The 21,645-nt window shown below is 49.3% G+C and carries 21 protein-coding genes; 20 read left to right on the forward strand and 1 reads right to left on the reverse strand.

The genetic code is table 11. The features are described from left to right. Window positions 1-13 precede the first annotated feature (13 nt). The 19 genes from rnpM (at window position 14) to rny (ending at window position 20,485) form a co-directional block, all read left to right on the forward strand. On the forward strand, window positions 14-298 hold the full coding sequence (gene rnpM, locus WN59_RS00275; RefSeq protein WP_046510865.1) for an RNase P modulator RnpM: 285 nt from the start codon (window positions 14-16) through the stop codon (window positions 296-298). Further along, window positions 295-603 (forward strand): L7Ae/L30e/S12e/Gadd45 family ribosomal protein, encoded by a 309-nt coding sequence (locus tag WN59_RS00280; RefSeq protein ID WP_197073375.1) that lies wholly within the window; start codon window positions 295-297, stop codon window positions 601-603. Before rnpM ends, WN59_RS00280 begins: the two co-directional genes overlap by 4 nt. 4 nt (window positions 604-607) lie before the next feature. Then, window positions 608-2,776: a translation initiation factor IF-2 gene (gene infB, locus WN59_RS00285; protein ID WP_046510868.1), complete on the forward strand. Its 2,169-nt coding sequence runs from the start codon at window positions 608-610 to the stop codon at window positions 2,774-2,776. Window positions 2,777-2,782: 6 nt separating this feature from the next. Beyond that, window positions 2,783-3,118: a 30S ribosome-binding factor RbfA gene (gene rbfA, locus WN59_RS00290; RefSeq protein ID WP_046510871.1), complete on the forward strand. Its 336-nt coding sequence runs from the start codon at window positions 2,783-2,785 to the stop codon at window positions 3,116-3,118. Between the two features lie 51 nt (window positions 3,119-3,169). Continuing rightward, a complete protein-coding gene (truB, locus tag WN59_RS00295; protein WP_046510874.1) occupies window positions 3,170-4,093 on the forward strand; it encodes a tRNA pseudouridine(55) synthase TruB in 924 nt (307 codons plus the stop codon). Beyond that, complete coding sequence (locus WN59_RS00300; RefSeq protein WP_046510876.1) at window positions 4,090-5,031, forward strand: bifunctional riboflavin kinase/FAD synthetase; 942 nt, start codon at window positions 4,090-4,092, stop codon at window positions 5,029-5,031. Before truB ends, WN59_RS00300 begins: the two co-directional genes overlap by 4 nt. 99 nt (window positions 5,032-5,130) lie before the next feature. After that, window positions 5,131-5,400, forward strand: coding sequence for a 30S ribosomal protein S15 (gene rpsO, locus WN59_RS00305; protein WP_046510879.1), 270 nt, complete (start codon window positions 5,131-5,133; stop codon window positions 5,398-5,400). A 105-nt stretch (window positions 5,401-5,505) separates the two neighbouring features. Then, window positions 5,506-7,620 carry a polyribonucleotide nucleotidyltransferase gene (pnp, locus tag WN59_RS00310; protein ID WP_046510883.1) on the forward strand — a complete coding sequence of 705 codons (2,115 nt, stop codon included), beginning with the start codon at window positions 5,506-5,508 and terminating at the stop codon, window positions 7,618-7,620. Between the two features lies 1 nt (window position 7,621). Further along, window positions 7,622-7,879, forward strand: a complete 258-nt coding sequence (locus WN59_RS00315) for a hypothetical protein (protein ID WP_046510886.1) — start codon at window positions 7,622-7,624, stop codon at window positions 7,877-7,879. An 18-nt stretch (window positions 7,880-7,897) separates the two neighbouring features. Then, complete coding sequence (locus WN59_RS00320; protein ID WP_046510889.1) at window positions 7,898-9,571, forward strand: ribonuclease J; 1,674 nt, start codon at window positions 7,898-7,900, stop codon at window positions 9,569-9,571. A 55-nt stretch (window positions 9,572-9,626) separates the two neighbouring features. Further along, complete coding sequence (locus WN59_RS00325; RefSeq protein WP_046510893.1) at window positions 9,627-12,044, forward strand: FtsK/SpoIIIE family DNA translocase; 2,418 nt, start codon at window positions 9,627-9,629, stop codon at window positions 12,042-12,044. 10 nt (window positions 12,045-12,054) lie between these two features. Further along, entirely contained in the window at window positions 12,055-13,329 is a 1,275-nt protein-coding gene (gene yfmF, locus WN59_RS00330) for an EF-P 5-aminopentanol modification-associated protein YfmF (RefSeq protein WP_046510897.1), read from the forward strand. Next, window positions 13,310-14,593, forward strand: coding sequence for an EF-P 5-aminopentanol modification-associated protein YfmH (gene yfmH, locus WN59_RS00335; RefSeq protein WP_046510900.1), 1,284 nt, complete (start codon window positions 13,310-13,312; stop codon window positions 14,591-14,593). The genes yfmF and yfmH overlap by 20 nt, the downstream gene beginning before the upstream one ends. Continuing rightward, window positions 14,586-15,272 carry an SDR family NAD(P)-dependent oxidoreductase gene (locus WN59_RS00340; RefSeq protein WP_046510904.1) on the forward strand — a complete coding sequence of 229 codons (687 nt, stop codon included), beginning with the start codon at window positions 14,586-14,588 and terminating at the stop codon, window positions 15,270-15,272. Before yfmH ends, WN59_RS00340 begins: the two co-directional genes overlap by 8 nt. Window positions 15,273-15,274: 2 nt before the next feature. Beyond that, window positions 15,275-16,099 (forward strand): DUF3388 domain-containing protein, encoded by an 825-nt coding sequence (locus WN59_RS00345; RefSeq protein WP_082099126.1) that lies wholly within the window; start codon window positions 15,275-15,277, stop codon window positions 16,097-16,099. 8 nt (window positions 16,100-16,107) lie between these two features. After that, window positions 16,108-16,938, forward strand: a complete 831-nt coding sequence (locus WN59_RS00350; RefSeq protein ID WP_046510907.1) for a helix-turn-helix domain-containing protein — start codon at window positions 16,108-16,110, stop codon at window positions 16,936-16,938. A 4-nt stretch (window positions 16,939-16,942) separates the two neighbouring features. Beyond that, window positions 16,943-17,530, forward strand: a complete 588-nt coding sequence (gene pgsA / locus WN59_RS00355) for a CDP-diacylglycerol--glycerol-3-phosphate 3-phosphatidyltransferase (RefSeq protein WP_046510910.1) — start codon at window positions 16,943-16,945, stop codon at window positions 17,528-17,530. A gap of 169 nt (window positions 17,531-17,699) precedes the next feature. Further along, window positions 17,700-18,761: a recombinase RecA gene (recA, locus tag WN59_RS00360; RefSeq protein ID WP_046510913.1), complete on the forward strand. Its 1,062-nt coding sequence runs from the start codon at window positions 17,700-17,702 to the stop codon at window positions 18,759-18,761. A gap of 164 nt (window positions 18,762-18,925) precedes the next feature. Beyond that, window positions 18,926-20,485: a ribonuclease Y gene (rny, locus tag WN59_RS00365; RefSeq protein WP_046510916.1), complete on the forward strand. Its 1,560-nt coding sequence runs from the start codon at window positions 18,926-18,928 to the stop codon at window positions 20,483-20,485. Between the two features lie 47 nt (window positions 20,486-20,532). Here rny and WN59_RS00370 read toward each other — a convergent pair whose 3' ends face one another. Beyond that, on the reverse strand, window positions 20,533-20,745 hold the full coding sequence (locus WN59_RS00370; RefSeq protein WP_046510919.1) for a hypothetical protein: 213 nt from the start codon (window positions 20,743-20,745) through the stop codon (window positions 20,533-20,535). Between the two features lie 86 nt (window positions 20,746-20,831). Between WN59_RS00370 and WN59_RS00375 the strand changes: the two genes are divergently transcribed. Next, window positions 20,832-21,605 (forward strand): TIGR00282 family metallophosphoesterase, encoded by a 774-nt coding sequence (locus WN59_RS00375; protein ID WP_046510922.1) that lies wholly within the window; start codon window positions 20,832-20,834, stop codon window positions 21,603-21,605. Window positions 21,606-21,645: the final 40 nt, after the last annotated feature.

Consider the following 21,645-nt stretch of genomic DNA (forward strand, 5'->3'; position numbering starts at 1 on the left):
GGGTGAATGACTTATGAAAAAGAAAGTGCCACTCAGAAAATGCATACTGACCCAGGAAATGCATCCCAAAAAAGACCTTCTCAGAATCGTGGTCAACAAAGAAAATGAAGTGTTTGCGGATGCCACCGGCAAGAAGAACGGACGGGGCAGCTATGTTGTAAAAGACCTTGAAAAAGTGAATAAGGCCCGCGAGGGCAAGGTGCTGGAATCCCGACTCGGCTTCGACACCGAAAAACTCGACCCTGTGTATGATGAAGTCATCCGTCTGATCTATAGAGAGGACATCCCCAAGAGATGATGGATAAGATACTCAACCTGCTCGGGATTGCAAAACGTGCAGGCAGGCTGACGACGGGGGAGGAAAAGACGATAGAATCGGTCAGGGACCGGTCTGCGAGACTCGTTTTCCTCGCATCCGACGCAGGCGCCAGCACAGCCAAGAGAATTAAAGATAAATGCAGCTACTATGATATACCGCTGATTGATGAGTATGCCAACGCGGAGCTCAGTCAGGCGACAGGTGCATCCAACAGGGTGGTGCTGTCAATCACGGACCCAGGCTTCAGTAAAAAGATGCTGGAGCTCCAGGAGAAAGGAAAGTGATTCAATGAGTAAGATCAGAATCCACGAATATGCAAAAGAAAACGGTGTTTCCTCCAAAGAGGTCATGGAATTCCTCCAGAACAAAGGAATCGAAGTGAACAGCCATATGAAATCATTGGAAGATGAGGAAATCACCGTCCTGAATAAGAAATTCAAGAAAAATCCAGCCAAACCTGAAGCGGGAAAAGAGAAAAAGCCGGGTCAGGGTAGATCCCAGGGGCAGAAGTCCTCAAACACCTCCGGCAATAACCAGAACCAGGGCCAGAACAAAGGTCCTAACAGCAAGGGACCCCAGAACAAAGGCCAGGGCCAGAACAGAGGGCCTCAGAACAAAAGGAACCAGAAAAACAGACGCCATAAACCGGGACAAAAAGGGTTGAAAAGGAATCAGAACCAAAAGCCCGCGCCTAAAAAAGAAGTGGAACTGCCGAGGGAATTCAAATACCAGGAAGGCATCACTGTCGGCGAACTTGCTGAAAAAATCGGCGTAGATGCTTCCAAGATCGTGAAAGACCTGTTCATGGTAGGCGTCATGACAAACATCAACCAGTCGCTTGACAACGATTCAGTGGAACTGATTGCATCAGACCACGGCTTCACAGCGGAACTTGAAGTTGTTGTCGACAATACCGACCTCGAAAATTATTTCGAACTCGGTGACGACCTGGACGAAGAGAGGCCAAGTGTCGTAACGATCATGGGCCACGTCGACCACGGTAAAACAACATTGCTCGACTCCATCCGCCACACTAAAGTGACAGCGGGCGAAGCCGGCGGCATTACGCAGCACATTGGTGCATACCAGATTGAAAACAAAGGCAAAAAGATCACTTTCCTCGATACCCCGGGACACGCGGCATTCACTACGATGCGCTCCAGAGGTGCACAGGTAACTGATATTACGATTCTCGTTGTGGCAGCGGATGACGGCGTAATGCCTCAGACCATCGAAGCCATCAACCATGCCAAAGCGGCGGAAGTACCGATCATCGTGGCGGTCAACAAAGTGGATAAACCGACAGCAAACCCTGACCGCGTCATGACGGAACTTGGGGAACACGGCCTTTATCCCGAGGACTGGGGCGGTGACACCATCTTCGTCCAGCTTTCTGCATTGAGCGGCGACGGCATCGAGAATCTGCTTGAGATGATTACACTTGTCGGTGAAGTCGAAGAGCTCAAGACGAAAAGCGACATGCCTGCAATCGGTACAGTGATTGAAGCAGAACTTGATAAATCACGCGGACCAGCGGCATCGCTTCTTGTACAGCACGGTACACTCCGTGTCGGTGACTCCATCGTTGTCGGAAATACATTCGGCAAGGTCCGTGCCATGGTGGATGATACCGGCAGCAGGATCCAGGAGGCGGGACCGTCGACGCCTGTTGAAATTACAGGCCTCAATGATGTGCCGCTCGCCGGCGACCGGTTCGTCGTATTCACAGACGACAAGAAAGCGCGCAGCATCGGTGAAGCGCGCTCCGAGCAGCAGGTGGTGAAAGACCGGGAGCAGACGCAGAAAGTGAGCATCGACAATCTGTTCGAGCAGATGAAGGAAGGCGAGATGAAAGATCTCAACCTGATCATCAAAGGTGACGTCCAGGGCTCCGTGGAGGCACTCAGCGCATCCCTGATGAAAATCGATGTGGAAGGTATCAATGTACGCATCATCCATACAGGTGTCGGTGCCATCAACGAATCCGACGTTACGCTTGCTTCTGCATCCAGCGCAATCATCATCGGCTTCAACGTCCGTCCGGATGTCAACGCCAAAAAAGCGGCCGACCGTGAAAAAGTGGATCTCAGGCTCCACAGCATCATCTACAAGGTGATCGAGGAAATCGAATCCGCGATGAAAGGCATGCTGGATCCTGAATATGAGGAGAAAGTGATCGGCAACGTCGAAGTGCGCCAGACATTCAAAGTATCCAAAGTAGGCACCATTGCCGGCGCCTATGTGACAGATGGCAAAATCACGCGCGATTCAAGTGTAAGAGTCATCAGGGAGGGTATAGTCATCTATGAAGGTGAACTGGACACCCTGAAACGCTTTAAGGATGACGCCAAGGAAGTCGCAGCGGGCTATGAGTGCGGCATAACCATCAAGAAATTCAATGACCTTAAAGAGGGAGACCAGATTGAACCTTATATCATGGTCGAGATTGAAAGGTGATAATCTATGAGTAACAGGCAGGAACGTGTTGCTGAAGAAATCAAGAAAGTGGTGAGTGAAGCGCTCAGGACAAAGGTCGACAACCCGGACATCGGCATGGTGACCGTCACTGATGTGGAACTGACCAAAGAGATGGAGACTGCGACAATCTATTACACTTCCCTTAACGACAACAAAGACGAAGTGGCAGATGCCCTCGAGAAATCAAAAGGGCTCATCCGTTCTGAAGTTGCCAGGGAGATAAGGATCAGGAAGGCACCGGAACTTGCTTTCAAATATGATAATTCCATCGAATACGGCAATAAGATCGAATCGTTGCTGAATGAGATCAAAGATCAATAAGCCTGTGGGGTCATCCCCCGGGCTTTTATTTTTACATATGGAGGTGGCGGGATGCTTCATGGTGTAATCCCGATCGATAAACCGCGCGGCATGACAAGCCATGACGTGGTCTTTAAGATGCGAAAGATACTCGGCATGAAAAAAGTGGGGCATACCGGCACGCTGGACCCGGAAGTGACCGGTGTGCTGCCGATCTGTATCGGTGAGGGTACGAAACTGACAGAATATATGCAGACAAAGGAAAAAAGCTACCTTGCCCGTGTGACACTCGGGCTTTCCACGGATACAGAAGACCAGACCGGGACAGTGACGGCGACGAGTGATGTGTCAGAAGTGACGGATGAGGACATCGACAGTGTAATCACTACTTTCCCGTCGGACTACGAGCAGCAGGTCCCGATGTACTCATCCGTCAAGGTGAACGGCAGGAAACTGTACGAGTATGCAAGGGAAGGAGAGACGGTGGAGCGCCCGAGAAGGACTGTGAAGATATACAGTCTGAAGAGGGTTTCTGAAATAACCAGGAGAGACGGTCTCATCCATTTCGATGTGGAAGCTGGCTGTTCAAAGGGGACATACATGAGGACGCTTGCGGTTGATATCGGAAGAGGGCTGTCCGTGCACGCACATATGTCGAAGCTCGTACGCACCTCTTCCTGCGGTATTGGCCTTGACCGTGCAGTCACGATGGAGGAACTTCAGGATATGGATCACAGGCAGGCTGTAGTGCCGCTGCTTGAAATACTGAAAGATGAACCTTCGGTGGATATAATGGACGCGGAATTTTTATTCAGAATCCGGAATGGGCAGAAGATGCCCAAATCTGATATCATGGATAGTGTTGAAGATGACGAGGCGGAATACGTCGTCTTTACGCACGCGGGGCGTCCGCTCGGTGTCTATTATCCGCACCCGGACAAACCCGGCGAAATGAAACCATACCAAATGTTCAATATCCAAGAGGCGATGAAATGAAAACTATCCGACTACATTATCCATTAGACAATCTGCAGGAAGAACTGCAGTATTCAGCTGCTGCGATCGGCTTTTTTGACGGTCTTCACAGGGGACATCAGGACGTTATAAATGAAATGATCGGGATTGCTGAGGAAAAAGGGCTCAAAAAAGCGGTAATGACATTCGATCCGCATCCATCAGTGGTGCTCAGTCCCAAAAAGCAGCGCACGACGTATCTCACACCTCTTGACATCAAGCTGGAAATGCTTGACGGGATGGGCATCGACTACTGTTTCATCATCAATTTCTCAAGTGCCTTTGCATCGCTGGAGCCTGATTATTTCGTTCAGGAGTACCTGATCGACAATAAGGTGAAGGAAGTGGTCGCCGGATTCGATTTCTCATACGGCCGCTATGGCAAAGGGAATATCGATACACTCAGAACTTATGATGATTTCGGTACGACTGCTGTTGCCAAACTGACGGCAGGGAATGAAAAGATTTCCACGACGAAGCTGAGGGAGGACCTGGCAAACTGCAGGCTCGAAGAGGTGAATGATGCCCTGGGCAGACCGTTTGAAGTGCAGGGCGTCGTGGTGCAGGGTGAAAAACGCGGCCGTACGATAGGGTTCCCGACCGCAAACGTGGAACCGGAGTACAGGTACCATCTGCCGGCGAAGGGCGTCTATGCCGTGACACTGAAACTCAACAATGAGGACGAAATCTATAAAGGTGTCTGCAATGTCGGCGTCAAACCCACGTTCCACGACAATATGACGCGCGTATCGATCGAGGTGCACCTGTTTGATTTCAACAGGAGTATATACGGGGAGAATGTGACGGTGTACTGGCACAATTTCATCCGTGAAGAACAGAAGTTCTCAGGGATCGGGGAACTGACTGCGCAAATCGGAAAAGATAAGGAAAAAGCGGTGGAACTGCTTGAAAATCTCTGACTTGTGCCGTATAATGAGTCAAGTGCCTTATCTTGGTGGACAGAGTCTCCGACATCCACTCGGATACAGGTGAACAACAATTAAAGGAGGCGTTTCTTAATGGCAATTTCACAAGAACGCAAAAACAAACTTATTCAGGAATACCGTACACACGAATCCGACACAGGGTCACCTGAAGTGCAGATCGCTGTCCTGACAGCTGAAATCACTGCGCTGAACGAACACCTCGGTACCCACAAGAAAGACCACCACTCAAGACGCGGTCTTCTTAAAATGGTAGGACGCAGAAAACACCTGCTCAACTATCTTCGTGAAAAAGATATTCAAAGATACCGTGAACTTATCGGAAGACTTGGTCTGCGCCGCTGATTCACGTCGGGCATATCCCTCGGGTATGCCTTTTTTTTATGTATATTTTTTTGCAAAAGTGATATGATTGAAATAAGCAGCCATACTAAGGAGAGTAGACAAATTATGATAGAATCAACAAAAAAGGTATACGAAACACAGTGGGGCAGACACAAGCTCACAGTGGAATACGGTGAAGTTGCCAAACAGGCTAACGGCGCCGTATTGGTACGCTACGGGGAAACTGTGGTACTGAGTACCGCAACATCCTCGAAAGAGCCCAGGGATCTGCCCTTCTTTCCATTGACTGTGGCATATGAAGAGAAGCTGTATGCTGCCGGTAAAATACCAGGCGGCTTCAATAAGCGTGAAGGACGGCCGAGCGAAGAGGCGACATTGACGAGCCGTCTCATCGACCGCCCGATCAGACCTCTATTCCCGGATGGCTACCGACATGATATACAGGTAATGAATATCGTATTATCCGTCGATCCCGATGCATCGCCGCAGATGGCGGCAATGCTCGGCGCATCCATGGCACTCGGCGTGAGCGACATACCGTTCGACGGACCGATCGCAGGTGTCACCGTCGGACTGGTGGATGGTGAATTCATCATCAACCCTTCAACTGAAGAGATGGAGAAATCCGAGATCGACCTGCAGGTGGCGGGAACGAAAGATGCGGTGAACATGGTTGAAGCGGGCGCCAAAGAAGTCAGTGAGGACACCATGCTTGAAGCGATCATGTTCGGCCACGCGAGCATCAGGGAGATGGTCGTCTTCCAGGAGGAGATACTTTCCCAGCTCGACATCGTCAAAAAGAGCTTCGAACTGCCGGAACAAAATGCCGAACTTACTGTGGAAATGGAAGAAAAGGCGGAATCCATGGGTCTTTACAGTGCAATTCAGGATGCCGATAAACAGGCACGTGAAGAAGCGATAAACGAAGCCAAGGACAACATACTCGGTACACTGGATGAAGAAGCGGAAGATTATGAAGAAAGACATGCCGAAGCGTCCGAAATCATTGAAAAGCTTCTGAAGAATGAAGTGCGCAGGCTGATCACTGACGAGAAGATCCGACCGGACGGCCGGGAGCCTTCAGAGATCCGGCCGCTCAATTCACAGATCGACATACTGCCGAGGACGCACGGTTCCGGGCTGTTCACACGCGGTCAGACCCAGGCATTGTCAATCGCCACCCTTGGCGGGCTCGGGGAACATCAGATCATCGACGGTCTCGGTGTGGAGGAAAACAAACGCTATATGCACCACTATAACTTCCCGAACTTCTCAGTCGGGGAGACTGGACCGATCCGGGGACCGGGCAGGCGTGAAATCGGCCATGGTGCCCTTGGCGAACGCGCGCTTCTGCAGGTCATCCCTGATGAAACGGTATTTCCGTATACAATACGTGTCGTATCGGAAGTGCTCGAATCCAATGGCTCCAGCTCACAGGCCTCCATATGCGGCTCCACACTTGCCCTCATGGACGCCGGCGTGCCGATCAAGGCACCGGTTGCCGGTATCGCAATGGGTCTTGTCATGAAAGATGACAAATATACGATTCTTTCTGACATCCAGGGCATGGAAGATGCACTGGGTGACATGGACTTCAAAGTTGCCGGGACAGAAAAGGGCATCACTGCCATCCAGATGGATATCAAGGTCGAAGGGCTGAGCGAGGGCATCCTGAGAGAAGCGCTTGCACAGGCACGTGAAGGCAGGGGCAGAATCCTTGAAAATATGCTCGCAACAATCAGCGAACCGCGGTCTGAACTGAGCAAATACGCGCCCAAGGTGGAAGTGATGCATATCAATCCTGACAAGATCAGGGATGTCATTGGACCGGGCGGTAAAAAAATCAATGAAATCATTGATGAAACCGGCGCGAAACTCGATATTGAACAGGACGGCACAGTCTACATCGGCCACAGTGATTCTGCAATGATCGACCGTGCGAAGAAGATCATCGAGGATCTTACACGCGTCGCTGAAGTCGGACAGGTCTACATGGGTGAAGTCAGACGCATTGAAAAATTCGGGGCATTCGTCAATCTGTTCCCGGGCAAAGATGCACTCGTGCACATTTCACAGCTTGATAACAAACGTGTTGCAAAAGTTGAAGATGTGGTGAAAATCGGGGATAAATTCCTCGTGAAAGTGACGAACATTGATAACCAGGGAAGAGTGAATGCATCAAGGAAGGAATTACTGGAAGACAAAAAGGAGAGTAATTAATGTGATTTTCGACAAAATAGAGCTCAATGGCACTGAATATGACATTACAGGACAGCTGAGAATCAAAGAGGATAACGAAGTAAAAATCATTTTTGATGACCTGATGTTCAGCAATACTCTGAAGGAAATGTCGAATAAAAAAGAAAAAGCGGATTCTCTCGTTTTAAAGAACAGCGAGGAAACAAGATACGATACGAAAAACGTATACGTGTCCCACCTTACGATTGATGGTGAACATTATCATGCCACTTTCAAGTAGGATTTAGGAGGAAATATTTTGAATGCATCAAAAAAAGAAAAGGCAAATATACAGATAATCCCCCTCGGCGGTGTCGGCGAGATAGCCAAAAACATGTACATTGTTGAAGTGGATGAGGAAATGTTCATACTTGATGCGGGGCTGATGTTCCCCGAAGACGAGATGCTCGGTGTCGATATAGTGATACCGGACATTTCCTACGTCCGTGAAAACAAGCACAGGCTGAAGGGTATATTCCTTTCCCACGGGCACGAGGATTCAATCGGTGCAATACCCTATATCATCGAAGAGCTGAACGTTCCGATATATGGCTCCAAGCTTACCCTCGCACTTGTCAAAGACAGGCTCAGGGCAAAGGGCGTAAACAAGAAGTTCAAGTTTTATACAATCAACAGCAAGTCCCGCATGAAATTCAAGAATGCCGAAATGGTATTTTTCGAAACAAGCCACAGCATTCCTGATTCATACGGCGTCAGCATCGAAACGAAATACGGCTCCATCGTCTACACGGGGGAATTCAAGTTCGACCAGAGCCTGAAGGGCGATTACGGCTATAACATGGCAAAGATGTATGACATTGCACAAAAAGATATCCTTGCACTGATAAGCGACTCGACCGAAGCGGAAAAACGCGGCTACAATACACCGGAAAATGTGATTGAAGAGCATATTCTGGACGGATTCGCCAAAGCGCGGGGACGCGTCATCGTTTCATGTTATGCATCCAACTTTGTACGCATCCAGCAGGTTCTGACGAATGCCGCCAAGACGAACAGGAAAGTCTCTTTCCTCGGCAGGACCCTTGAGAATTCCTTCAAGGTTGCAAGGAACATGGGCTACTTCGATATTCCGGAAGGACTGCTCGTGCCCAGCCATGAAATAGGAAACTACCCGGACAATGAGGTGGTCATCGTTGCCACAGGGTCGCAGGGTGAACCGATAGAGGCCCTCGGCATCATGTCCCGCGGCCAGCATGAAGTGACGAATATAAAAGAAGGGGATATCGTCTACATTCTGACGACACCTTCTTCCAATATGGAAGTCGTGCTGTACAGCACGATGAATGAACTGGTGAAAGCCGGCGCTTCGCTTGTCACGCCTGAACAGAACATACATGCATCCGGCCACGGTCTGAGCGAAGAGCTGAAAATGATGCTCAATGTGATGAAACCCACATATTTCATCCCGGTGCAGGGTGAATTCAAAATGCAGATTGCCCATGCCAGACTGGCGGCGGAATCCGGTGTGCTGCCGGAAAATATCTTCCTGCTTGAAAAAGGGGACGTTGCCTCCTACGACGGCGGGCAGATGATCAGTGCTGAAAAAGTGCCGGCGGGCAATGTACTGATCGATGGAAGCGGTGTGGGTGATGTCGGCAATATCGTCCTCCGTGACAGAAGACTGCTCAGCGAGGATGGTATCTTCATCGCGGTCATTACAATCGATCCAAAAGAACGGAAGATCATGGCAGGTCCGGAGATCCAATCCAGAGGCTTCGTCTATGTGAAAGAAAGCGAGGATCTTCTGAAAGATGCAGAAGAGCGTGTATACAATATCGTGCTCGATTCACTGGATGAAAAGAAACTGGAGTGGAGTACGCTCAAACAGAGCATCCGGGACGACCTCGGCAAGTATCTGTATGACAATACGAAACGCCGCCCGATGATCATTCCAATCATATCTGAAATATGAAATCATGAGACTGTCAATTCCGGCAGTCTCATTATAAATCTGAGAGGAGCATAGCATGGCACGAAAGCGAAAGAAGACGACGAAAACGAAAAGGAAACGAAATAACAGGACCTATTATTCCATTTCCGCTTTCATTCTCATCGTCATCCTGTTCATAACCATTTTCCAACTGGGTGTCGTGGGTGCATACATAGATGCGCTCTTTGCCTACCTCTTCGGTACAAGCAGGTATTTTACATATCTGATACTGTTTCTGGCAGGGATATACCTCGCTGCCGAGCAGAAAATCCCGTTCACGAGAAGGATGGGCGGATATCTTCTGCTGCAGTTCGGCCTGCTGTTTTTATTCCATTCGCTGCTCTATATCATGAACCGTGAGCGGATAGAGAACTACTTCACTTTAGGTGAAACTATTGAAACGATCCAGGCTGACGGAATCATGCATTTCTTCGGCGGCGGCATCATCGGCCAGCTGCTGTTCCAATTTTCTTCAACCAGTGTCTCATTGATCGGGACACTCATCCTTGGTTTGATATTCATCTATTTCAGCTATCTGATCATCACTTCGAAGGATATCGAACAGGCGCTTGCAAAAGACCTTGCAAACCTTGGGAAGGGGCTCAGGCAGATCAGCCTTCTCATCGCCCAGGGAGCTGTAAAGGCGGGCAACGGGATAAAACAGCTTTTTGGCACACTGTTCGAAGGAAGGCAGGAACAGAAATCTTCAGCGGGTCATGAAACAGCCGCAGAGCCCCGGAAAAATCACAAAAAAGAGAAGGCAAATTCACAAAAGGACAGCCAGTTGCCTAAAAATATCGATGATTTCGAGCCGGATGAGTCTCTTATCGAGGATATGAATGCATTTGAACCGGAAGTAAGGCCGGATGCTCCGCCGGAGAAGAAAGAGACGGAGAAGGACACACTCACTTCATCCAAGATTGATACTGAAAGCAGCGAACCGCAAAAGATCGAATATGAATCTGAGGATCCTGCTTCTATGCCTGATGAAGCCGGCATGACGCCTGATGGAGAAGGCGAAATCGAAACTTTCGATGAAGGTGAACTGAATGCACTGAAACAGTATGAACTGCCGGGCCTCACGATGCTCAGGGATGCTGAATCGACCGAAAAGGTGAGCAACAAAGAGGTGCTTAAGCAGGGCAGGATACTTGAGGAGACTCTCAAGAACTTCGGTGTAAATGCCAAAGTGTCAAAAATCAGGATCGGTCCTGCGGTAACGCAGTTCGAAATCCAGCCGGACATCGGTGTGAAGGTTAGCAAGATCATCAATCTGCAGAACGATATTGCCCTGAGTCTCGCTGCAAAGGATATACGTATCGAAGCGCCCATCCCCGGCAAATCCGCCGTGGGCATCGAAGTGCCGAACTCCGTCATCAGCATGGTGACCCTGAGGGAGGTGCTCAAGCGGAAGAATTCCGGAAACCTGCTTGAAGTTGCGCTGGGAAAAGATATTTCAGGCAGTCCGATCACCGCCGAACTGAACAAGATGCCCCACCTGCTTGTTGCCGGTGCCACCGGCAGCGGTAAATCCGTATGTATTAACGGTATCATCATCAGCCTTCTGATGAAGGCGAAGCCGCATGAAGTCAAATTGATGATGATCGACCCGAAAATGGTGGAGCTCAATGTCTACAATGGCATTCCGCACCTCCTGTCACCGGTAGTGACGAACCCTCAGAAAGCGAGCGATGCACTGGAGCGGATCGTAAGCGAAATGGAGCGCAGGTATGACCTGTTCTCCCATTCAGGTACAAGGAATATCGAAGCGTATAACCAGTATCTGGAAAGGGAAAGTGAAGATCCTGAGAAGGTTCAGAAACTCCCGTATATCGTAGTGATCATCGATGAGCTTGCCGACCTGATGATGGTGGCTTCGAAAGATGTGGAGGCATCGATCACCCGGATTGCCCAGATGGCACGGGCAGCAGGGATTCATCTGATCATCGCGACCCAAAGACCGTCTGTCGACGTAATTACTGGTATAATCAAAGCAAACATCCCGTCAAGGATAGCCTTCAGTGTCAGTTCTTCAACAGATTCCAGGACAATCATCGATGCACAGGGGGCAGAGAAACTTCTCGGACGCGGGGACATGCTGTTCCTGCCTTCCGGAAGATCCAAGCCGCTCCGTGTGCAGGGGGCGTTCCTCTCTGATGATGAAGTGACGGATATCGTCGAATATATCACCGGTCAGATGAAGGCCAACTACGAGAAATCGATCATGAACAAACCGGTTGAGAAAGCACCGGTGGAATCAGAAGATGAACTTTATCCGGATGCCAAATGGTTTGTCATAGAAGAACAGCGGGCAAGTGCATCACTGCTGCAGCGTCAGTTCAGAATAGGCTACAACCGTGCAGCGCGTCTTGTGGATGACCTGGAGGCAAACGGTGTCATCGGACCGAGCAGTGGAAGCAAACCCCGCAGCGTGCTGATAGAGAATGAAGAGTGAGGAGCATATCATGTATAACATCACTAAAAATGAAGTGAATCACATACCTGCTGTAATCATCAATACCGACAAGTTCAAGACGATCACCATCCAGCTGCATTTCAGGAGCCGTCTGGAACGGGCAAGGGTGACAAAGCGCAATCTGCTTTCACGCATGATGGTGAAGCGGACCATGCGTCATCAATCCGAAGCGGAACTTTTGAATCACCTTGCCCATTATTACGGTGCCCATCTGACGACGAATGTCGGACGTAAGGGCCAGGATCATATAGTCACTTTCAGCATGGAATTCGTAAACGACAAATTCATAAGGGAGGATCTGGACATACCGCATGAAATGTGCAGGGTGCTGAAGGATATGCTCAGGGCACCTTTCAACTACGATGAAGAGACCAGGGTGTTTTTCGAGCGTGAAAAGCGCCTGTATAAAAACAGGCTGAAGAGTATGAAGGACAACCGTGCACAGTCAAGTTTCCAGGCAATGGTCGATACGATGTTTGTGGACGAAGACTATAAGTACCTCTCCCATGGTGTATTGGAGGATGTGGATGGCATTACACTCCAGGACCTGAAAGAAGAGCATGCGGAAATGATGGCCGGTGATGACCTGGTCATAATGACCGCAGGCAGTGTGGAAGAATCCGCCATGCTTGATAACCTTTCGCTCATCCATGAAAGGGAACAGGCGAAAGAAGTGGATCACCAGCCGTATGCCTACCGGGCGGTGACGGAAGTGAAACGGGCATCCGACACCCAGAAAATCGAACAGGCCAAGCTCAACATGGGCTTCCGTGCAGAACTCGATTCGCCGGAATCCCATATGGCGTTCAATGTGCTCAACCAGATGTTCGGCGGCACAGCTTCCTCGTACCTATTCCGCAACATCCGGGAGAAAGAGAGCCTGGCATATCAGATCAGTTCCCAGGTAGATATGAGGAACGGATATATGTTTGTCATGGGCGGGGTGGATGCTGAAAATGTGGAAAAGGCTGAAGCGGGTATACTGGAAGAACTCGACCGTTTCAGAAAAGGTGATTTCGAAGATGCGTTCATGGATGAGATCAAAGGCATGATGCGTGTGAACAGAAAAGAAGTAATGGATAAGCCGAAAGGTCTGATTGCGCTCGAGTACAACCATCTTCTCAAAAAGCCGGATACCCCGTCATGGGAAGTGAAGCTAGAACGTGTGGATCGTGAACTGATCATCGAAATAAGTAACAGGGTCCATCTGGATACTGTATATGTATTGACGAGGAGGGATGAAGATGCAGACACGGGAGTATAGGGGAATAGATGAAAAAGTGTATAGTCATACATGCAGCAACGGGCTGGAAATTTTCATCATTCCAAAGCCCGGATACAGCAAAAAGTTTGCGACCTATACAACAAAATACGGATCCATGGACGATTATTTTCGTGTGGACGGTAGTGAATTCGTGGTTCCGGACGGGATTGCCCATTTCCTTGAGCATAAAATGTTCGAAAAGGAGGATGGCGATGTATTCAACCTGTTTTCAAAGCACGGTGCGAATGCCAATGCGTTCACCTCATATGACCGCACATCGTATCTGTTCAGCACGACAGAAGATTTCATCAAAAATCTGGATCTGCTCATGAACATGGTGGAGCAGCCGTATTTCACCGATGAAACGGTAGCGCGCGAAGTCGGCATCATCAACGAAGAGATAAAGATGTACCAGGATAACCCCGGATACAGACTCTATTTTGAAACGCTCAACCAGATGTACCACGAACTCCCTGTCAAAACAGACATTGCCGGAACACTCGGTTCCATCAGTGAGATTACAAAAGAGCACCTGTTCAAATGCCATTCGACTTTCTATCACCCATCCAACATGGTAATGATCCTGGTCGGGGACTTTGATGCGGAAGCATTGATTTCACATATCGATACTCACCAGGAGAGCCGTGGCATCACACATATTCCGTCCATTGAACGGCTGCTGCCCGCTGAGCCTGCCGGTATTGCATTGAAGCATAAAGTACTCGAAATGGACGTCCAGGACACGAAAGTGATGATAGGTTTCAAGCAGCAGCAGAACCTGGTTGATGCATCCGACCGCCTTGTCCGTGACCTTTCGATGATGTTTGCACTCGATATGGTATTCGGGGAACAGTCGCCCTATTATTATGAACTCATGGATGCCGGACTGATTGATGACTCCTTCAGCTTCAGCCATATAGAAGAAACTTCGTTTGCCCATACTTTGCTGACCTCCACAACAGAGGAACCGGCGAAATTGGCAGAACGGCTGAGTGAGATTATCAGTGAGGCGGGGAAGGGGGGATTCTTCACTGAAGAAAAACTCTCCAACCAGAAGCGGGAAATACTCGGCGACTATCTGTCCAGTCTAAACTCGCCTGAATACATTGCAAATCAATTCACCAAGTATCATCTTGACGGCTATGATCTGTACAGGCTGCCTGAAATCATAGAGGACATCACTCCGGATGATGCCAGAAAACACTTTATCGATGTCATGGACCCGGATAAAATGGTAGAGTGTATATTGAAACCGCATGGCTAGATATGTCATCACAGGCAGCACGGGGGACATCGGGAGTGCAGTCCATAAAATGCTTGAATCACAGGAGATCATCTCTTTTTCCAGATCGAGGAAGCCACTCTACAGCAGTACACATCATCACATCGACCTGTCAAAACCCTTTTCGGAGGAAGCGCTTGAAAAAGCATTCTCGGGCATCGGCAGTGTGGACGGACTGATATGGTGTCCCGGTGAGAGCCTTTACAACCTCATACAGGATACCGCACTGGAGGAAGTGGATGCACAGTACAATCTTGCCATACGTTCCCTTGTGGCATTCGTCAGGGTCCTGCTGCCGAAACTCAGGAAGAGCACTTCCGGCCGCATCATTGTCGTCACATCGGTATGGGGCCGTAATGGTGCAAGCTTTGAGAGCATATATGCTTCGATGAAAGGGGCGCAGGAGGCGCTTGTGAAATCCCTTGCCAAGGAATTCTCCGCTACAGGCATTACGGTGAACGGCATAGCCCCCGGTGCAGTCGAAGGGGCGATGACTGGACTGCTGTCGGCAGAGGACAGGGCTTTCCTTCTTGAAGAGCTGCCGCAGTCCCGCTTTGTGGATACGGCAGAAGTCGCCCATGCGGTCCGGTATCTGCTCGATCCGAAGGCGGCATCGGTCAATGGTGAAATTATGAATATCAATGGGGGTTGGTATACATGAACATGGATGCAGAAGAAAAAGATATGTATCCCGAGAGGAATATCGAACAGTACATGGAGTACGAGATCATAAACAACAGGCCGGGTCTGCTCGGTGATGTTTCCTCGCTGCTCGGCAACCTCGGCATCAGCATCAATACGATAAACGGTGTCGAAAACAGGAGGAGGGGGCTTCTGGTCCGTACGGATGAGCTCAATAAGCTCAGGCGCTTCCAGCTGATGAGCGGATACATCGATGACATCAACATCCTGAAGATCAGAAAACCCAGGGTGCGCGACAGGCTGGCAGTCCGTCACGGAAGATTCATCAAGCGGGCCGAGGAGGATAAGAAAGTGTTCAGGTTCACCCGTGAGGAGATCGGTATACTGGTTGATTTCCTCGCTGAAATATTCCAGGAACAGGGCCACCGTCTGATCGGCATAAGGGGCATGCCCCGTGTCGGCAAGACCGAATCCATCGTCGCGGGCAGTGTCACGGCAAAAAAGAAGTGGCTTTTCCTGTCTTCCACTCTCATTAAGCAGACGGAGAGGTCCAGTCTCCTGAAAGGGGAATATAATGACAAAAACGTCTTCATCATCGATGGTGCTGTGACGACAAATTCAACTTCGGAGGGACATAAGAACCTGATCAGGGAAATCATGAGTTATCCCGCCATCAAAGTAGTGGAGCATCCCGACCTGTTTATCGAGGGGATGCATTATACCCTCGAAGATTTTGATTATATCATCGAACTTCGTGAAGATGAGAACCAGGAGATCACATACGAGAAACACAAGAAGAAACACTGGTTCCAGAATGAGGACATGGATTTCTTTGGTGGAATTTAGGAGGTACCATGAAACTCGGAGCATATTTGAAAGATAAACGTGAGAAATCCGGCATAACGCTAAAGGAGATGCAGGAGAAATCCGGCATCAGGAAAGACATCATAAAACAGCTGGAAACCGGCGATTTCAATAATCTGCCGAATCCTAAGCATGCCCGTTTCCTGATCAGCCAATATACTGAGGCCATCGGCCTTGACGGAGAGGCTCTGATTGAGAAGCATGCAGATGAGTTCACTGATGAGGCTGTGGAAAGTAAAAAAAGGCAGCAGAACGATAATGAAGATTATCAGTATTTGAAAAAGGTGCTCATCAGTTTCATGATCATGATTGCTGTCTTGTTCATAGGATGGATGATTCTTCTGCAGATCGGGTCACAGGCTGAAATATTCAGCCAGAAACCCGTCTATGATGTAGGGCAGACCGAAATCAGTGAAGAGGAGACCGCCGAAGAGGAACAGACTGAGGAGACGGCTCAGGATGAGGAAGAGGCTACTGAAGAGGAACCGTCCACAGAAGAGCCGTCCGGTGCGGATTATTCCTTTACAGGATCCGATGGCAATACACTGTTCTACGACATCAATGCGGATGGCCCCGTGACGATTTCGCTTGAAGGTGAAAACGCATCATGGGTGACTCTGACCGATGATGCCGGCAATACCTACGCATACGAAGAGCTGACTGAAGGGGAATATGAAATAGCCGAAGAGGCAAATATACTGTACCTTACGCTTGGGAATGCACCGGGCTTCAATGTCGAGATCGACGGTGAAACGCTCGATGACAGCCAAAGCGGGGATGCGGTCACCGTCTACTACCAATTCAACATAGCAAAGGAGTAAGCTTATGAATATCCCAAATCAATTGACAGTGTTCAGGGTAGTGCTTATTCCCGTCTTCCTTGTATTCGCCCTGATCGACTTCGGATGGGGGGACATGGCCATCCTGGGCGGTGAGGAAATCCGGATTGAGCAGTTCGTGGCTGCAGTTATCTTTGTTGCTGCCGCGCTGACTGATTTCCTTGACGGGTACCTTGCAAGGAAATGGAACCTCATCACAAACATGGGGAAATTCCTTGATCCGCTGGCGGATAAGCTTCTCGTCACGACAGGGTTGATCGTGCTGGTGGAATGGCAGGTGATATCATCCTGGATCGCCGTTGTCATCATCGCCCGTGAGTTTGCGGTGACGGGACTTAGGTTACTCCAGATCGAACAAGGATATGTAAGTGCTGCAGGGCAATTGGGCAAGATAAAGACGACGTTCCAGATGATTGCCCTCGTGCTGCTGCTGCCGGGGGATATGTTTACGGGCTATATACCATTCTCACCTGGAATCACCGCCATGTACATTGCGGTATTCTTTACAATCCTGTCCGGACTGGAATACTTCTACAAAGGCAGGGCGGTATTCCTTGAAGATAAAGGGAAATGAGTTTTGCGCCAAAAACCTGCGGTAAACCGTCAACCGGGATGCAAACAGCACAAAAACGGCAAAGATGCGAACAGATTGAAGAAAACGGCACCGAAAAGCGAATATATGTTCGCTTTTTATTTTTGTACGTGATATAATAAAGACCGAAAAGAAATAATGGAGGGTTATTATGGACGAGAGACAAAAAGCGATTGAAACAGTGATAAAGAACATGGAGAAGTCGTTCGGTAAAGGGGCAGTCATGAAGCTCGGTGATGAGACAGGCCGTAAAGTTTCCACAGTATCCAGCGGGTCCATCACCCTGGACAACGCACTTGGAGTCGGCGGGTATCCAAAAGGCAGAATCATCGAAGTCTATGGTCCGGAATCCTCCGGTAAGACGACGGTTGCCCTTCATGCAATCGCTGCAGCACAGAAAGAGGGCGGTATCGCCGCTTTCATCGATGCAGAACATGCGCTTGATCCCGAGTATGCGAAAAATCTCGGTGTTGATATAGAGAACCTTTATCTGTCCCAGCCGGATACCGGCGAACAGGGACTTGAAATAGCTGAAGCATTCGTAAGGAGCGGTGCGGTGGATATGGTCGTCGTCGACTCCGTTGCAGCGCTCACGCCGCGGGCGGAGATAGAAGGCGAGATGGGCGACGCCCATGTCGGCCTCCAGGCACGTCTCATGTCCCAGGCCCTGAGAAAGCTCTCAGGTGCAATTTCCAAGAGTAATACGACCGCCATCTTCATCAACCAGATCCGCGAAAAGGTCGGCGTGATGTTCGGCAACCCGGAAACCACTCCGGGCGGACGTGCGCTCAAATTCTACAGTTCCGTCCGGCTCGAGGTACGCCGTGCCGAACAGCTTAAACTCGGCCAGGAGATTGTAGGTAACCGCACAAAAATCAAAGTTGTCAAGAACAAGGTTGCGCCGCCGTTCCGTGTGGCTGAAGTGGATATCATGTACGGCCTCGGCATTTCCAAGACCGGTGAGCTCGTCGATCTTGGTGCGGAACATGAAATCATCCAGAAGAGCGGTGCATGGTATTCCTATGAAGGCGAACGGCTCGGTCAGGGCAAGGAGAACGTCAAAGAGCATTTGAAAAACAGCCCCGAGTTGCTTGCTGAGATCGAAGGGAAGCTACGGGCAGCCCTCGGTTTCGGGGAAAAGCAGGAGGAAGAATCCGAAGATCAGGATGACAATGCGTCACAGCCTGATTCCCTCTTCGAGGATGAAGAATAATAGAGACGGGGATCCCCGGATGACAATCAGGCACCTGAATGGAAATAGACCGTTCTGGTGCTTGATTTTATTTACATTTATCTTTAGAATTGATTATATATAATATTACGTTCGACCTATATTATATAAAACAATAGCTAGAGCCTGTTAGGGAGGTGTTTATTGTGGACATGATAGACATTTTCTTAATCTTGCTTGGCATTATTCTAGGTGTTGTAATCGGATATTTTATCGTCAGAAACACTTTGACTAAACGGCAGCAGGAGGCGCGGACTTCCGCAGAACACATTATAAGTGAAGCGGAGAAGGAAGCGGACAGCCTCAGGAAAGAAAAGCTGCTCGAGGCAAAAGAGGAGACCCAGAATCTCAAGGATGCCTTTGAGCGCGATTCCAACGAAAAGCGGGAAGACCTCAAAGCGCAGGAATCCAGGCTTCTCCAGCGGGAGCAGTCGCTTGACCGTAAAAGCGAGGTCCTTGATAAGAAGGATGAAGCGCTGGAGAGCAAAGAAGCCAAAATTGAAGAAAAACAGCAAATGGTTGATGCCGAGGATCAGAAGATTAAAGAAATCATCAGTCGGCAAGAAGATGAATTATCCCGCATCTCCGGACTCTCACGTGATGAAGCACGTAACGAAATCTTCACTGAAGTGGAGAGAGAACTGTCACACGATATGGCCGTAATGGTTAAAGAGAAAGAAGATCAGATGAAACTTGATGTGGATAAGAAAGCGAAGGAACTGCTTGCTGTCACAGCACAACGCTATGCAGCAGAGTATACGAGCGAATCCACAGTATCTGTTGTAAACCTTCCGAATGATGAAATGAAGGGCCGGATCATCGGCCGGGAAGGCCGTAACATACGCACACTCGAGACATTGACCGGCGTCGACCTCATCATCGATGATACACCGGAAGCCGTCATACTCTCAGGTTTCGATCCGATCCGCCGCGCCATCGCCAAAAATGCACTGGAAGCACTGGTTGAGGATGGAAGGATCCATCCCGGCCGCATTGAAGAAATGGTGGACAAGGCGAAACGCAATATGGAATCGGATATCAGGGATGCCGGCGAAGCTGCCGCATTCGAACTTGATATCCACAATCTCCATCCGGAACTTGTGAAACATCTCGGTAAGATGAAGTACCGTCTGAGCTACGGTCAGAATGTGCTCAAACATTCTGTTGAAGTCGGCTATCTTGCAGGGATGCTTGCGAGTGAACTCGGCGAAGACGTCCAGCTTGCAAGACGTGCGGGGCTGATGCATGACATCGGCAAGGCGATCGACCACGAAGTGGAAGGGAGCCATGTCGAAATCGGTGTTGAACTGTCAAAACGCTATAAAGAGCATCCGACAGTCATCAACGCCATCCATTCACATCACGGGGATGTGGAAGCGACGAGCATCATCTCCATCATCGTAGCAGCGGCCGATGCACTCAGTGCAGCCAGACCGGGAGCGAGACGGGAGACGCTTGAAAACTATGTTAAGCGTCTGGAAAAACTCGAAGCCATTGCCGAAGGCTACGAAGGCGTCGAGAAAACATTCGCAATCCAGGCCGGGCGCGAAATACGCGTCATGGTCAAACCGGATGAACTGGATGATCTCAGCGCACACAGACTGGCAAGAGATATCAAGAAACAGGTTGAAGATGAACTGCAATATCCAGGGCACATCAAAGTGACAGTGGTCCGAGAGATGAGGGCAGTGGAATATGCCAAATAGAAAAACCAGCAGGTAGCCCTGCTGGTTTTTCTTATTTTTTCATTCGGTTAAATATTGATTTCGATATCTCTTATACTATTGAAAGCCTCACTTGTTTCCTGTGTATTATTCGAAAAGCGTTCATATTTTTCAGCGAGTTTGTAGGCACTGAGATAGAGTTCAAGACTGTCCTTGGCCTTCTCTTCAATAGATTCACTTTCGGAAGGGTTGGCCAATAATGTCAATTTGGCAAACTCCCTGGGGTCAATGGATAATGTCAAATTATTCACTCCTAATTAATTTATAGGTAATACATACCCCAAAGCGTGTATAATGAAACATGAAATTATAAAAAAGGATGAATTTGATGCGTATTTTATTTATCGGGGATATTGTCGGCAAAGTCGGCAGAAGAATGCTGAGTGAAAATCTGATGGATCTTAAGAAGGAACACGGAGCTAATTTCACAATAGTGAATGGTGAAAACGCCGCCCACGGCAAAGGGATAACGGAGCGGATTTACAAAGAGATACTGGGCTATGGTGCGGATTTCATTACACTCGGCAACCATACGTTTGCCAAGCGGGAGATATACGACGTGCTGGATCGGGATGTCAGGATGATCCGGCCCGCCAATTATCCGGAAGGCGCCCCGGGGAGAGGATATGGAATCGTGAATGTAAATGGCAGAAGGCTCCTGATCATGAATCTGCAGGGCAGAAGTTTCATGCCGGCAATCGACTGTCCGTTCAAAAAAGCGGATGCCATCCTGGAGCATGTGGAGGCGGATGAGGTATTCGTGGATTTCCACAGTGAAACGACGAGTGAGAGCCTTGCGATGGGGCACTATCTGGACGGCAGGGTGGATGCAGTCGTGGGGACGCACACCCATGTACAGACGAATGACGAACAGGTGCTTCCGGACGGGACGAAGTATATTACAGACGTCGGGATGACCGGCTTTAAAGACGGCATACTCGGAATCCGCAAAGAGGAGGTCATCGACCGTTTCCTCCATCAGCTGCCTGTCAGGCACAATGTCCCCGAGGAAGGAACGGGGGTCCTGTCCGGTGTCATCATCGATACGAAAACACATAAAATAGACAAGATAAGGATAGAGGAAAAGAGGGCTAGGCCGTAGGACTGATTTTGTGTGAATCGGTGCACTGAATATCGAAAAA

The sequence above is a fragment of the Salinicoccus sediminis genome (assembly GCF_000986795.1).
Classification (GTDB): domain Bacteria; phylum Bacillota; class Bacilli; order Staphylococcales; family Salinicoccaceae; genus Salinicoccus; species Salinicoccus sediminis.

What these genes read in the sequence shown, in the direction of transcription:
- pgsA (WP_046510910.1), top strand. Translation starts at nt 16,943, where the DNA reads ATGAATATCCCAAATCAATTGACAGTGTTCAGGGTAGTGCTTATTCCC.
- WN59_RS00300 (WP_046510876.1), top strand. Translation starts at nt 4,090, where the DNA reads ATGAAAACTATCCGACTACATTATCCATTAGACAATCTGCAGGAAGAA.
- rbfA (WP_046510871.1), top strand. Translation starts at nt 2,783, where the DNA reads ATGAGTAACAGGCAGGAACGTGTTGCTGAAGAAATCAAGAAAGTGGTG.
- pnp (WP_046510883.1), top strand. Translation starts at nt 5,506, where the DNA reads ATGATAGAATCAACAAAAAAGGTATACGAAACACAGTGGGGCAGACAC.
- yfmF (WP_046510897.1), top strand. Translation starts at nt 12,055, where the DNA reads ATGTATAACATCACTAAAAATGAAGTGAATCACATACCTGCTGTAATC.
- rnpM (WP_046510865.1), top strand. Translation starts at nt 14, where the DNA reads ATGAAAAAGAAAGTGCCACTCAGAAAATGCATACTGACCCAGGAAATG.
- WN59_RS00325 (WP_046510893.1), top strand. Translation starts at nt 9,627, where the DNA reads ATGGCACGAAAGCGAAAGAAGACGACGAAAACGAAAAGGAAACGAAAT.
- infB (WP_046510868.1), top strand. Translation starts at nt 608, where the DNA reads ATGAGTAAGATCAGAATCCACGAATATGCAAAAGAAAACGGTGTTTCC.
- truB (WP_046510874.1), top strand. Translation starts at nt 3,170, where the DNA reads ATGCTTCATGGTGTAATCCCGATCGATAAACCGCGCGGCATGACAAGC.
- WN59_RS00375 (WP_046510922.1), top strand. Translation starts at nt 20,832, where the DNA reads ATGCGTATTTTATTTATCGGGGATATTGTCGGCAAAGTCGGCAGAAGA.
- WN59_RS00345 (WP_082099126.1), top strand. Translation starts at nt 15,275, where the DNA reads ATGGATGCAGAAGAAAAAGATATGTATCCCGAGAGGAATATCGAACAG.
- WN59_RS00350 (WP_046510907.1), top strand. Translation starts at nt 16,108, where the DNA reads ATGAAACTCGGAGCATATTTGAAAGATAAACGTGAGAAATCCGGCATA.
- recA (WP_046510913.1), top strand. Translation starts at nt 17,700, where the DNA reads ATGGACGAGAGACAAAAAGCGATTGAAACAGTGATAAAGAACATGGAG.
- WN59_RS00340 (WP_046510904.1), top strand. Translation starts at nt 14,586, where the DNA reads ATGGCTAGATATGTCATCACAGGCAGCACGGGGGACATCGGGAGTGCA.
- WN59_RS00280 (WP_197073375.1), top strand. Translation starts at nt 295, where the DNA reads ATGATGGATAAGATACTCAACCTGCTCGGGATTGCAAAACGTGCAGGC.
- rpsO (WP_046510879.1), top strand. Translation starts at nt 5,131, where the DNA reads ATGGCAATTTCACAAGAACGCAAAAACAAACTTATTCAGGAATACCGT.
- yfmH (WP_046510900.1), top strand. Translation starts at nt 13,310, where the DNA reads ATGCAGACACGGGAGTATAGGGGAATAGATGAAAAAGTGTATAGTCAT.